At 69.4% G+C, this 13,006-nt stretch carries 13 protein-coding genes; 10 read left to right on the top strand and 3 right to left on the bottom strand.

Annotation, left to right across the window (positions count from 1 at the left end; genetic code table 11):
• Positions 1-30: 30 nt before the first annotated feature.
• Positions 31-993 (top strand): DNA polymerase III subunit delta, encoded by a 963-nt coding sequence (gene holA / locus ACJMNC_RS03360; RefSeq protein WP_408946532.1) that lies wholly within the window; start codon positions 31-33, stop codon positions 991-993.
• Positions 994-1,143: 150 nt separating this feature from the next.
• Here holA and rpsT read toward each other — a convergent pair whose 3' ends face one another.
• Positions 1,144-1,404, bottom strand: a complete 261-nt coding sequence (gene rpsT / locus ACJMNC_RS03355) for a 30S ribosomal protein S20 (protein ID WP_408946531.1) — start codon at positions 1,402-1,404, stop codon at positions 1,144-1,146.
• 194 nt (positions 1,405-1,598) lie between these two features.
• Between rpsT and ACJMNC_RS03350 the strand changes: the two genes are divergently transcribed.
• Positions 1,599-2,726, top strand: a complete 1,128-nt coding sequence (locus tag ACJMNC_RS03350; RefSeq protein ID WP_408946530.1) for a sulfotransferase family protein — start codon at positions 1,599-1,601, stop codon at positions 2,724-2,726.
• A 163-nt stretch (positions 2,727-2,889) separates the two neighbouring features.
• Positions 2,890-3,315 carry a type II toxin-antitoxin system PemK/MazF family toxin gene (locus ACJMNC_RS03345; protein ID WP_408946529.1) on the top strand — a complete coding sequence of 142 codons (426 nt, stop codon included), beginning with the start codon at positions 2,890-2,892 and terminating at the stop codon, positions 3,313-3,315.
• 3 nt (positions 3,316-3,318) lie between these two features.
• Here the strand turns inward: ACJMNC_RS03345 and ACJMNC_RS03340 are convergent, their stop codons facing one another.
• Both ACJMNC_RS03340 and ACJMNC_RS03335 read right to left on the bottom strand, forming a co-directional pair.
• On the bottom strand, positions 3,319-3,972 hold the full coding sequence (locus tag ACJMNC_RS03340; RefSeq protein ID WP_408946528.1) for an alpha/beta fold hydrolase: 654 nt from the start codon (positions 3,970-3,972) through the stop codon (positions 3,319-3,321).
• A gap of 83 nt (positions 3,973-4,055) precedes the next feature.
• Complete coding sequence (locus tag ACJMNC_RS03335) at positions 4,056-4,928, bottom strand: type IV toxin-antitoxin system AbiEi family antitoxin domain-containing protein (protein WP_408946527.1); 873 nt, start codon at positions 4,926-4,928, stop codon at positions 4,056-4,058.
• A 180-nt stretch (positions 4,929-5,108) separates the two neighbouring features.
• Here ACJMNC_RS03335 and ACJMNC_RS03330 point away from each other — a divergent pair, with 180 nt between their 5' ends.
• The 7 genes from ACJMNC_RS03330 (at position 5,109) to cysW (ending at position 13,006) form a co-directional block, all read left to right on the top strand.
• The gene (locus tag ACJMNC_RS03330; RefSeq protein WP_408946526.1) at positions 5,109-5,618 is read left to right on the top strand and encodes a hypothetical protein; all 510 of its coding nucleotides are present in this window, start codon (positions 5,109-5,111) and stop codon (positions 5,616-5,618) included.
• Between the two features lie 151 nt (positions 5,619-5,769).
• Positions 5,770-7,626, top strand: coding sequence for a translation elongation factor 4 (gene lepA, locus ACJMNC_RS03325; protein ID WP_408946763.1), 1,857 nt, complete (start codon positions 5,770-5,772; stop codon positions 7,624-7,626).
• Positions 7,627-7,628: 2 nt separating this feature from the next.
• Positions 7,629-9,719, top strand: a complete 2,091-nt coding sequence (locus tag ACJMNC_RS03320) for a M3 family metallopeptidase (protein ID WP_408946525.1) — start codon at positions 7,629-7,631, stop codon at positions 9,717-9,719.
• Positions 9,720-9,771: 52 nt separating this feature from the next.
• The gene (locus ACJMNC_RS03315) at positions 9,772-9,972 is read left to right on the top strand and encodes a hypothetical protein (RefSeq protein WP_408946524.1); all 201 of its coding nucleotides are present in this window, start codon (positions 9,772-9,774) and stop codon (positions 9,970-9,972) included.
• A gap of 169 nt (positions 9,973-10,141) precedes the next feature.
• Positions 10,142-11,209 carry a sulfate ABC transporter substrate-binding protein gene (locus ACJMNC_RS03310; protein WP_408946523.1) on the top strand — a complete coding sequence of 356 codons (1,068 nt, stop codon included), beginning with the start codon at positions 10,142-10,144 and terminating at the stop codon, positions 11,207-11,209.
• Positions 11,206-12,057, top strand: coding sequence for a sulfate ABC transporter permease subunit CysT (gene cysT, locus ACJMNC_RS03305; RefSeq protein WP_408946522.1), 852 nt, complete (start codon positions 11,206-11,208; stop codon positions 12,055-12,057). Before ACJMNC_RS03310 ends, cysT begins: the two co-directional genes overlap by 4 nt.
• 4 nt (positions 12,058-12,061) lie before the next feature.
• On the top strand, positions 12,062-13,006 hold the full coding sequence (gene cysW / locus ACJMNC_RS03300; protein WP_408946521.1) for a sulfate ABC transporter permease subunit CysW: 945 nt from the start codon (positions 12,062-12,064) through the stop codon (positions 13,004-13,006).

Here is a 13,006-nt window from a genome sequence, read left to right as displayed (position 1 = left end):
GCGTCGGCAGGGCGTGGCACGATGGTCGTCGTGAGTGACCGGCTTTATCTCCTGCTCGGCGACGACGACTTCCTGACCGGTCGCGTCATCAAAGAGGTGGCCGCTGCGCGGTCGAAGGAGGCGGGGGAGGACGTGCCGGTCACCCGGGTGCGGGCCGGCGACGTGACGGTGCCCGAACTGGCCGAACTGCTCAGTCCGTCGCTGTTCGCCGAAGAGCGCATCGTGGTCATCGAGTCGGCGGCCGACGCCGGCAAGGAGCCCGCCTCGCTGATCACCGCCACCGCGCGTGCCCTGCCCGAGGGCATCACCATGATGGTGATCCACACCGGCGGCGGCCGCCAGAAGGCGATGGTCGGCGAGCTGAAGAAGGCCGGGGCGCAGGAGTTCGAGACCGCCGCCCCCAAATGGCCGAGCGACCGCGTCGACTTCGTCCGCAAGGAGTTCCGGTCCCTGGGCGTGCGGGTGAGCCCGGCCGTGGTCGAACTCGTCGCCGAACTGGTCGGCTCGGAGCTGCGGGAACTCTCGGCCGCCTGTCATCAGTTGGTCGCCGACACCGGCGGCAAGGTCGACGAGACCGCCGTGCGCACCTATTACGTCGGACGGCCCGAGGTGACGGGCTTCGAAGTGGCCGACCGGGCCGTCACCGGAGACCTGTCCGGGGCCCTCGAATCACTGGCCTGGGCACACCATCACGGCACCGCCCGCGTGCTGCTCGCCGACGCGCTCGCCGAAGCGGTGCATTCGATCGCCCGGGTCCGCACCATGGGTTCGGTCGACAAGTTCACCGCCGCCCGTGAACTGGGCATGCCGCCCGGCCGGGTGAACAAGCTGCAGGGGCAGGCCCGCGGCTGGGACAGCGACTCCATCGCCGAGGCGGTGCTGGTGGTCACCGAACTCAACGGGGCGGTCAAGGGCAGAGCCGCCGACCCCGACTACGCCCTCGAGCACGCCGTCACCCGCGTCGCCCAGCTCCGGCCGCGCCGCGGCCGCTGACCCCGAAAGCCTGACCCCGAAAAACCCTGACCCGAACCGGTGCCGCCGCACCACGACCCGCACACAGATTTCACCCCGACGATGGCGTGGACACCGTCGGGGTGAAACGAAAGAACTATGGTCACACGGGCCGGAGCCCGAGTGGGAGAGTCAGAGCTTGTTGACCGAGAGAGCCATGGCCGACTTCTTGTTGGCGGCCTGGTTCTTGTGGATGACGCCCTTGCTCACGGCCTTGTCCAGCTGACGGCTGGTGCTGTGCAGCAGCTCGCCGGCCTTCTCCTTGTCGCCGGCGGCGACGGTCTCACGGAAGTGCCGCAGCGAGGTACGCAGGGCCGAACGGATCGACTGGTTGCGCTGACGGCGCACCTCATTGGTCTTGTTCCGCTTGATCTGCGACTTGATGTTTGCCACGCGAAGTCCTCTACATCCTCAGTTTGCGGCCGCCCGTGCGGCCAGTGATCGTCTGTGTACTCTTGCGGTTCGCGGTCGCCGAACGACCTGCGTATTCGCAACAGCAGTCAAGATTACCAGTGCCGGGGCATCCGCCCAAATCGCTGCCGGCGCTGCGGTCCGCTGCCCGCTCGCTCGACTAGGGTTGAGACATTATGTCGACCGTTTTCGTTCACGTCGGACTGCCCAAAACCGGGACCACCCACCTGCAGGACCGGCTGTGGCGCAACCGCGACCTCGCCCTCGAACGCTCGAATCTGCTCTACCCGGGTGTGCTGATGGAGGACCACTTCCACGCCGCCGCACATCTGCAGGCCGACCGCTACCTCGACTGGGCCGACCCCGCGCACGCCGACGCCTGGCCCACCATGCTCGCCCAGATGAAGGCCTGGCCGGGCGCCTCGCTGTACTCGCACGAACTCCTCGCCACCGCCCGCCCGGAGCACGTGCGGTCCCTGCTCGACGACCTGTCCTTCGCCGACGAGGTGCACGTCATCCTCACCCTGCGCGACCTGGCCCGCCAGCTCCCGTCGGTGTGGCAAGAGAACGTCAAGAACCAGCGGCCGGCGTCCTTCGACGAGTTCCTCGCCTCGGTGGCCAACTACGCACCCGGCGGGCCGCACGACGAGAGCGTCTCGCGGCAGCCGTTCTGGGAGTTCCAGGACTATCCGCGGGTGCTGCGCACCTGGGCCGAGGAGATCCCCACCGGCCGGATCCACGTGGTGACCGTGCCTGCCAAGGGGACCGCCGCCCCCGGCGACGGACTGTGGGAGCGCTTCCTGTCGGTACTCGGCGCGGACCCGGCGGACCTGCCGATCACCGGCAACCGCGACAACAGCTCACTGACCGCCGCACAGACCGAGTTCTTGCGCCGGCTCAACTCGCGCATCCAGCCCGCCGACATCGAATGGCGGCGCTACGAACGCATCGTCAAGCACCAGTTCATCGGGCAGGCGCTGCGGCACACCGGCGAGGGCAAGCCGCTCGGACTGACCGCCGAGCAACGCACCTGGGCCGCCGAACAGTCCACCGCCCTGGCCGCCGCCGTCGTCGACGGCGGGTACGCCGTGACCGGCACACTCGACGACCTGCAAGTCTCCCTCGACGCCGACGCGACGGAGTCGCGCGTGCCCGGTACCGACGAGACCCTCGACGCCGGACTCGACGCCCTCGCCTACTGGATCAAGAACATGCCGATGCCCGACGACCGGCGCGCGATCACCACCCGCGCCGCCGATCTGGCCCGCCGCGCCAAACGCCGGGCCAAGGGGTTGCTCCGTTGACCGCACGTCGGCCGGCGCTGAGCTGAACCGCACCCCGCCGCTTCACCGCAGGCCGTGTTTTCATGGACGCACTGTACGAGCGGGTCGAGCGATCCGGCGTGACGCGCCGTGCGCGCGACTGACCTGGTGTTCGGCGCGAGCCGGCGGTGACGGAAGGGTGGAAGTGAGCGATTCTCAGCGGCAGGTCCGGCGCGGCCCGGACACGCATCCGACGGGCGACTTCGCGCGGCAGATCGTGTACGCGCCGAACCTGGACGGGGACGCCGACCCGGGCGAGATCGTGTGGACCTGGGTGCCGTTCGAGGACGACCCCGAACAGGGCAAAGACCGGCCGGTGCTGGTGGTGGGCCGGCACTCCCGGCTGCTGCTGGGCCTGATGCTCTCGAGCCAGGACTATCACCGCGACGATCCGGAATGGCTGTCGATCGGCACCGGCACCTGGGACACGAAGAACCGGGAGAGCTTCGTGCGGCTGGACCGGGTGCTGGTGGTGCAGGAGAAGGGGATCCGCCGGGAAGGGGCGATCTTCGACCGGCGCCGCTTCGAGGAGGTCGCCGACCACCTGCGCAGCGGGTACGGCTGGCGCTGACCCTCAGCCCGGCAGCAGATACTGCGCCACGGCGGCGGCGGTCAGTGCGGCGACGCCGCTGCGCTCGGGTCTGAGACTGTGATCGGCCTTGTCCACCTCCACGACATGCACCGGCCCGCCGAACAGGGTTGCGGCCGCGGCCATCTCGTCGGAGGTCCCGAAGGCATCGCTGCGGCCGTGCACGATCACCGTGGGGATCGTGATGCCGGGGAGATGCTCGGTGCGCATCCGCTCGGGTTTGCCCGGCGGGTGCAGCGGGTACGAGGTGAGCAGCAGGCCGTCGGCGAACTCCGGATTCTCGGCGACCAGCATCGACGCCTGCCGACCGCCGTACGAGTGACCGCCGAGGATCAGCGGTCCGGGCACCTGCTCGCGCAGCACAGTGCAGGCGGCGGCGATCCCGTCGCGGTCGACGGCGGCGCGCGACGGACTCGGCGGTCCCTTGGGCCGCTGCTGCCGGTAGGGCAGATCGATCCGGGCCACCGCGAGCCCGATTCCGGTCAGCGACCCGGCCAGTGCGACCAGGATCGGGGCGTTCCGGTCGCCGCCCGCCCCGTGCGCGAGAACCACCAGTCCGGTCGGCCGATCGGGGCCGGTCACGGTGGCGACCACCCCGTCACCGGTGATCTCGCGGGTCTGCATCGCCTGCTCACTCATGGCTTTCACGGTAGCCGGGGAACTTCGGTGCAGAAGTGTGGCTGTGGTGCGTACTCGAGTGCCGAAGTTCTCGGCCGGAGGCGCTAGCTGCGGGTGGCCAGAGCCGAACAGAGTTCGGCGACGGCCTGCTCCGGCTGGTAGCGGATCTTCGACCAGGAGAACGGCAGGATCAGCCAGCCCGCAGCCGCCAGGGCCGCCGCCTTGGCCTGGTCGGCGGCCATCCGTTCGTGCCGGTTGTGCCACTGCCAGCCCTGGATCTCCACGGCCACCCGGTGATCGGGCCAGGCGAAGTCGAGTACCCAGCGCCCGAACCTCAGCTGTTGCACCCACCCGGTGATCCCGTGCTCACGCAGCAGCGCCACCCAGTGCCTCTCGGCCACCGACTGGCTCCCGCCGTCGAGGACTGCGAGCAGCTCGCGGCCCACCTGCAGGCCGTGCATACCGCTGTTGCGCTCGGCGGCCCTGTGCAGGGCGGGGACGGTGACCGCCCCGATCTGCAACTGCCGGTCGAACAGTCCGATGCCGTCCGCCACCTCGGCCGCCGCAGCCAGCACGGTGAGCGGCCGCCGGGTGACCGGCACATCGCGGATCACCTCGACGTCCTCGGCCGGGTAGCTGCGCCGGACCACATCGGTGAGCAGGGCGGACGAGCGGGCACCGTGAGCGGTGCGCGGCACACTCACGGTGATCGCCGGCGGCAGCTCGTCGAGCATGCCGTGCCACCAGGCGGCGCTGGTGCGGTCGGCGACACCGTGATGGAGGGCCACCGCGGCCCGGAATCGAGCAGCCTCGGTGAGGTGATGGTCGGCGCACAGGTACACCCCGCGCCCCACCGCCTGCCAGTGGCCGGAGGTGATCCGGTGCCGGATCTGATCCCGGCTCAGACCGCAGCGTCGGGCCTGCGCCGTGGTGATGATGCCGTCGTGGTCGGCGATGAATGCGTCGAGCGGTTCCATTCCGGTTAGACGCACCCGGCGGTGATCCGGTTCCACCCGGTGCGTCCCGGGCGATCCGTTGACGCGAGAACTTCGGCACAGAAGTGTGGCCGTGGTGCGTACAAGAGTGCCGAAGAATCCGGTCATTCGGACGGCTGAGGAAGCGCCGCCGGTGCCGCCGAGCGGCGTTACGGTGCCTGCATGCAGCAGAGGGACATCGCCGCGGACATCGACCGCGACACCGAGATCGAGCGGTACGTGACGGTCGGCGGTGCGCAGCTGCTGGTCGGCGGTCTGGCGCTGGCGGCGGCGGTCTGGTGGCTGATCTCGGAAACCGAGAAGCCCGAGTACTCGGTGAGCACGGACACCGGCTGGATCCTGCAGCTGATGCTCGGGCTGATCGGTCTGGCGATCTTCACCGCCGGGGTGCAGCGGTTCGGCAGGGGACTGCGCGCCCGCAGCCGGGCGCTCCGGGAGGACTCTGCGCGGCTGTGGCTCGACGACAACGGCCGGCTGATCCGCGGGACCGTGGACTGCGTGGAGCACACCGGTGGGGTGACCGACCTGGTGGTGATCTACGACGACCCGGAGTCCGGCCTGCGCCACCGCTTCCGGCATCGGCTCGGGGCGGAGTCGCCGATGCGTTCGGGTGAATCGGTGGACCTGCTGGTGGACGCGGAGTTCCGCCGCTACCGGGTGTTCGCTCCGTGACCCCGCCCGGCCGGGGCCGGGCCGCAGCCTGCGGACCTCCAGGTGGAAGGCTGCGTGGTCGTCGACCACGGCCGCGGCGGTCCGCCGTCGCAGCCGCTCCAGACGTTCGTGAGAGACTGTAGGGAACCACTCGCGTCAAGGAGCAGTAGAGATTTCCACCTTCGCTGACACCACGTTCACGGATCCCCAGCGGATCCGTAACTTCTGCATCATCGCGCACATCGATCACGGCAAGTCCACTCTGGCCGACCGGATGCTGCAGCTGACCGGTGTGGTCGCCGAACGCGACATGCGGGCGCAGTACCTGGACCGGATGGACATCGAACGCGAGCGCGGCATCACCATCAAGGCGCAGAACGTGCGTCTGCCGTGGAAGGCGGACGGCCCGGACGGTCCGCAGACCGACTACGTGCTGCACCTGATCGATACCCCCGGTCACGTCGACTTCACCTACGAGGTCTCGCGCGCGCTGGAGGCCTGCGAGGGCGCGATCCTGCTGGTCGACGCCGCTCAGGGCATCGAGGCGCAGACGCTGGCCAATCTGTACCTGGCCATGGAGAACGACCTGGTCATCATCCCGGTCCTGAACAAGATCGACCTGCCGGCCGCCGACCCGGACCGGTACGCGGCCGAGCTCGCGCACATCGTCGGCTGCGAACCCGAGGACGTGCTGCGGGTGTCCGGCAAGACCGGCGAGGGCGTCCCGGCCCTGATCGACGAGGTGATCCGTCTGGTCCCGCCCCCGGTCGGCGACCCGGAGGCGCCCGCCCGGGCGATGATCTTCGACTCGGTCTACGACACCTACCGCGGCGTGGTGACCTATGTGCGAGTGGTGGACGGGCGGATCGTGCCGCGCGAGAAGATCGCGATGATGTCCACCGGCACCACGCACGAGCTGCTCGAGGTGGGCATCGTCTCGCCGGAGCCCAAGGCCGCGAAGGGCCTGGGCGTGGGCGAGGTGGGCTACCTGATCACCGGCGTGAAGGACGTCCGGCAGTCCAAGGTCGGTGACACCGTGACCACCGCCAAGGGCGGCGCCGCCGAGGCGCTCACCGGCTACCGGGAGCCGCGGCCGATGGTCTACTCCGGCATGTACCCGGTGGACGGCTCCGACTACCCGGTGCTCCGCGAGGCGCTGGAGAAGCTGCAGCTCAACGATGCGGCGCTGACCTTCGAGCCGGAGACCTCGGTGGCGCTCGGCTTCGGTTTCCGCTGCGGCTTCCTCGGCCTGCTGCATATGGAGATCACCCGCGAGCGTCTCGAGCGCGAGTTCGACCTCAACCTGATCTCCACCGCACCCAACGTGGTCTACCGGGTGGTGATGGACGACGGCACCGAGCATGTGGTGACCAACCCGTCGGACTGGCCGGAGGGCAAGACCCGGCACATCTTCGAGCCGATCGTGAAGACGACGATCATCGCGCCGAGCGAGTTCATCGGCGCCATCATGGAGCTCTGCCAGTCGCGGCGCGGCGAACTCGGCGGCATGGACTACCTGTCCGAGACCCGCGTGGAGCTGCGGTACACCATGCCGATGGCGGAGATCATCTTCGACTTCTTCGACGCCCTCAAATCCCGCACCCGCGGCTACGCGAGCCTCGACTACGAGGAGGCCGGCGAGGCCGAGGCCGAGCTGGTGAAGGTGGACATCCTGCTGCAGGGCGAGGCCGTCGACGCCTTCAGCGCCATCGTGCACAAGGACGCCGCCTACGCCTACGGCAACAAGATGGCTCTCAAGCTCAAGGAGCTCATCCCGCGGCAGCAGTTCGAGGTGCCGATCCAGGCGGCCGTCGGCTCGAAGATCATCGCCCGCGAGAACATCCGGGCGATCCGCAAGGACGTGCTCGCCAAGTGCTACGGCGGTGACATCAGCCGTAAGCGCAAACTGCTGGAGAAGCAGAAGGAGGGCAAGAAGCGGATGAAGACGATCGGCCGCGTCGACGTCCCGCAGGAGGCCTTCGTGGCGGCCCTGAGTACGGAGACGGGCGACAAGCCGAAGGGGAAGTAACCGTGTCGGACAATCCCGTGCTGGCCGAATCCGGCCTGCCGTACGACCTTCCGGACTTCGCCGCGATCAGCGACGACGACTTCCTGCCCGCGTACGACATCGCCCTGCCCGCGCACCGCGCCGAGGTGGCCGCGATCGCCCAGAACCCGGAGCCGCCGACCTTCGAGAACACCGTCGCCGCGCTCGAAGCGTCCGGCCGGCTCCTCGCCCGCGCCAACGGGATCTTCTTCAATCTCGAAGGCGCCGACAGCAATCCGCGCCGCTCGGAGATCGCGACCGAGCTCGCGGTCCGGCTCACCGAACACCAGAACGCGATCCTCATGGATCCGGTGCTGTTCGCCCGGATCGACGAGTTGTACCGGCGCCGCCGCGAGCTGGACCTGACCGGGCCGCAGCTGCGGCTGCTCGAACGTCGGTACCGCGACGCGGTGCGCGCCGGGGCCGGCCTCGACGCCGACGGTCAGCAGCAGATGCGCGAGATCTCGGCCCGGCTGGCCACGTTGACCACCGAGTTCTCCCAGAAGCTGCTCGCCGACACCAACGCCTCGGCGGTGCTGCTGACCGAGCCGGCCGAGCTCGACGGCCTCTCGGACGGCGAGATCGCCGCCGCCGCGCGGGCGGCGTCCGAGGCCGGGCACGAGGCCGGCTGGCTGATCGCCCTGGAGCTGCCGACCAGCCAGTCCACCGTCGCCAAGATCACCGATCCGGTTGTGCGGCAGCGGATCTTCGACGCGTCGATCAACCGCTGCGCCCGCGGCAACGAGTTCGACACCCGGGACATGCTGCGCGAGATCGTCGCCCTGCGGGCCCGCCGGGCCGTGCTGCTGGGCTATGCCGATCACGCCGAGTACGTGATCGACGAGGAGACCGCACCCGATCCCGGGGCGGTGGCCGAGCTGCTCGCCGAACTCGGCGGGGCCGCCATGGCCGCCGCCGACCGGGAGATCGCGAGGCTGTCGGCGGCCACCGGCCTGGAGCCGGGACCGGCGGACGTCACCTACGCACTCGGCATCGAGGAGCGCAGCCCGGCCGGCGAGGACGGGACCGGGGACGCCGGGGCCGTGGACCGGTTCGAGGAGTACTGCGAACTCGACGCCGTCTACCGCGACGGGGTGTTCGCCGCGGCACAGCGGCTGTACGGCCTGCGCTTCGTCGAGCGGCCGGATCTGGCGGGCTATCACCCGGATGTGCGGGTCTGGGAGGTCTTCGCCGGCGCCCAGGACGATCAGGACACCACCGGCACCGCCGGCGGGGACGGTATCGGACTGTTCCTCGGGGACTTCTTCGCCCGCCCGTCCAAGCGCGGCGGGGCGTGGATGAACTCCATCGTGGATCAGTCCGCGCAGCTCGGCACCCGGCCGGTGGTGGTCAACGTGCTCAACCTGACCAAGCCGGCGCCGGGGGAGAAGTGCCTGCTCTCGCTGGACCAGCTGACCACCGCCTTCCACGAGTTCGGGCACGCGCTGCACGGTCTGCTCTCGGAGGTCGACTACGTCTCCCAGTCGGGCACCTCGGTGCCCCGCGACTTCGTGGAGTTCCCGTCACAGGTCAACGAGATGTGGGCGCTGCACCCGCAGGTGGCGCCGGGCTACGCCCGGCACCATCGCACCGGTGAGCCGGCTCCGGAGGAACTGCTCGCCGCGGTGCGCGCGGCCGGCGACACCGAGAGCGCGCACTCGACCGTCGAATACCTGGCGGCCGCCGCCCTCGACCTGGCGTGGCACCGGCTCACCGAGGACCAGATTCCCGAGGACGTCGCGGCCTTCGAGCAGCACGCCCTCGAGCAGGCAGGCCTGGCCCATCCGCTGATCCCGCCGCGCTACCGGAGCAGTTACTTCAACCACATCTTCGGCGGCGGCTACTCGTCGGCGTACTACAGCTACATCTGGTCGGAGATCCTCGACGCGGAGACCGAGCGGTGGTTCCTGCGGTCCGGGGGATTGCGCCGCGACCAGGGCCGGGCCTTCGCCGAGGCGGTGCTCAGCCGCGGCGACAGCGTCGATCCGGTGGCCGCACACCAGAGCATGCTGGGCCGGCCCGCGCAGATCACGCCGCTGCTGCGGCGTCGCGGGCTGCTCCCGGACGGCGGGTAGCCTTGGTTAAAGTCAGCGTGAGAATAACCGGCCGACGGCGAGGAGGTGTCCGGTGAACGGCTTCCTGGCCTGGTGGGATTCGGTGGAGGAATGGCTCACCGGACTGTCCTTCGTGCCGCAGCTGCTGGTGGTCCTCGCCGTGCTGATTCCCCTGGCCACCGGGGTGGCCTGGGTGCTGAACTTCCTGGTCGGCCGACTGTTTTCACTGGTCGGTCGAGGCCGGGTCCGCGACGATCACGGAATGGGGATCTAGGGCAGTGTTCCGCTCTCGTGTCACCTGGGCGCTGATCGCCCTGCTGGTCCTGGTGCTTGTCGCCTGGCTGATCACCCGATAGCACACGGGCGGGCCGTCGGAGAAGTCGTTCGGCGCACCCTGATTCAGTGCGTTGGCGGTCCGCGGCCGGATTGTTAGCGTTTTGTCCGTGCAATCATTCAGCCCTCGTGCCGGCGTCCGGCGACTCGCCGCCGCCGCAGTCGCCGCGCTGGTGGTCGTCTCCACCGCCGCGTGCGGTGGGGGATCCACCGACGAACCCGGTGGCCAGGACATCTCGTCGGGAGACCGGCATGTGAACCTGGTGGCCTATGCGACCCCCAAACCCGGTTTCGACATCGTCATCCCCGCTTTCCGGGACACCCCGGAAGGCCACGGGATCGGCTTCTCCCAGTCGTACGGCGCCTCCGGTGACCAGTCGCGCAAGGTGGCCCGCGGGCTGCCCGCGGACGTCGTCAACTTCTCGGTGGCCCCGGACATCACCCGGCTGGTCAAGGCCGGCGTGGTGGACGAGGACTGGGAGGATCAGGCGCCCAACGACAGCATCCCGTTCGGCTCGGTGGTGGCCCTGGTCGTGCGGCAGGGCAACCCCAAGAACATCCACACCTGGGGCGATCTGCTGCGCCCGGGGGTCTCGGTGATCACGCCCAACCCGGGCAGCTCCGGATCGGCCAAGTGGAATCTGCTGGCGCCGTACGCGGCCGAGAGCCAGGGCGGGAAGAACCCGCAGGCGGGCCTGGACTATGTGCGTGCACTGGTCCGCGACCACGTGCGGGTGCTGCCCAAGTCGGGCCGTGAGGCGACCACGGCCTTCGAGCAGGGCCAGGGCGACGTGCTGATCAGCTATGAGAACGAGGCGATCATGCTGTCCCGGCAGAACGCCGACGTCCCGCAGAATCAGCGCGTGGACTACGTCCTCCCGGAGCAGACCTTCAAGATCGAGAATCCGGTGGCCGTGGTCAACACCAGCAAGGACAAGGCGGCCGCGGAGACCTTTGTGAACTATCTGTTCAGTGCGCCGGCCCAGCGGCTGTGGGCGCAGGCCGGCTTCCGCCCGGTCAACCCCGAGGTGATCGAGGAGACCGCCGCCGACTTCCCCGGCGACATCGCCAAACTGTGGACCGTCGCCGATCTGGGCGGCTGGAAGCAGGTCGACTCCGAGCTGTTCGGCAGCAAGGGCGCCATCAGCAAGATCTATGACGAGGAGGCCGGCCGATGAGCACGACGACCACGACGCCGACGTCGACGCCGCCGGCTCCCGAACCGGTCCGGGGGCGGCGCTGGCGGGCCGACAGCCCGTTGAGCCTGGGCGTCGCCGGACTGTGGCTGAGCCTGATCGTGCTGCTGCCGCTGGCGGCCATCGCCACCGATGCGTTCAAGGACGGCTTCGGCGGCTTCTGGGACGCGATCACCACTGCCGGTGCGCTCGACTCGCTGCGCATCACGGTGCTCTTCTCCCTGGCCGTGGCCCTGATCAACGTGCTCTTCGGCACCATCATCGCCTGGGTGCTGGTGCGCGACGACTTCTGGGGCAAGGGCTTCGTCAACGCGATCATCGACCTCCCGTTCGCGCTGCCGACGATCGTCGCCTCGCTGGTGCTGCTGTCGCTGTACGGCCCCAACAGCCCGATCGGCATCCATCTGGCCGCGACCGAACCGGGCGTCATCATCGCTCTGACCTTCGTCACGCTGCCGTTCGTGGTGCGGCAGGTGCAGCCGGTGCTGATGGAACTCGACACCGACGTAGAGGAGGCGGCCGCAGTCCTCGGGGCCCGCAACGGCCTGATCTTCCTCAAGATCGTGCTGCCCTCCCTGGTTCCGGCGATCCTCACCGGTGCCGGTCTGGCCTTCACCCGCGCCATCGGCGAATTCGGGTCGGTGGTGCTGATCGGCGGCAACATCCCGGACAAGACCCAGGTGGCCTCGCAGTACATCCAGCAGCAGATCGAGGTCGACGCCCCCGTGGACGCCGCCGCGGTCTCGGTGGCGCTGCTGCTGATCGCCTTCGTCGTGCTGCTGGTGCTGCGTGTCGGTTCGGGCCTGAGCCGCCGGCGCGAGGAGGTCTGAGCGCATGCACATCTCCAATCCCACCCGCTACGGCCTGCGCGCCGTCGCCCTGATCTACCTGTTCATCCTGCTGGTCGTTCCGGTGGGGCTGATCTTCTGGCGCTCCTTCGAGCACGGTCTGGGCCAGTTCTGGGACTGGATCACCACCCCGGCCGCCATCTCGGCGCTGCAGCTGTCGCTGATCATCGTGGCCATCGTGGTGCCGCTCAATGTGGTCTTCGGCGTGATCACCGCCCTGGCGCTGGCCCGCGGCCGGTTCCGCGGCAAGGGCCTGCTGCAGGCCGTCGTCGACCTCCCGTTCGCCGTCTCGCCGGTGGTCGCCGGTGTCGCACTGATCGCCCTGTGGGGTACGCACGGTTGGTTCGGCGGCATCGAGTCGCTCGGCTTCCGGGTGATCTTCGGCGTGCCGGGCATGGTGCTGGCGACGATCTTCGTGACCCTGCCCTTCGTGGTGCGCGAGGTGGAGCCGGTGCTCCACGAGATCGGCACCGAGCAGGAGGAGGCCGCGGCCACACTCGGTGCGAGCGGTCTGCAGACCTTCTGGCGCATCACGCTGCCGGCCATCCGCTGGGGCCTGACCTACGGTGTGGTCCTGACCGTGGCGCGCGCACTCGGTGAATACGGCGCGGTCACCATGGTCTCGTCCAACTTCCCGGGCGTCTCGCAGACCCTGACCCTGCTGGTCCATTCGCGCTACACCGACGACTACAACGAGTACGGTGCCTATGCAGCGGCCACGCTGCTCATGCTGGTGGCGATCCTGATGCTGGTGGTGATGTCGCTGATCGAGCGGCGCGCCAAGGGCCGGGTGCGCCAGGCGAGCAGTTCCATCGTCGACGCCGCCGATCCGGTCGAGGAGACCGGTGCGGACCTCGCCGCCGTCGGCGAAGTGCCGGCGGCCTTCGACCCCATCGACACGTCCCGTGTGGCTGAATCCGAGGAGAAGTAG

The sequence above is a fragment of the Gordonia sp. VNK21 genome (assembly GCF_046098115.1).
Lineage (GTDB): Bacteria > Actinomycetota > Actinomycetes > Mycobacteriales > Mycobacteriaceae > Gordonia.
Note: the sequence above shows the minus strand (reverse complement) of the source record. Positions and strands in the feature narration are given on the sequence as shown.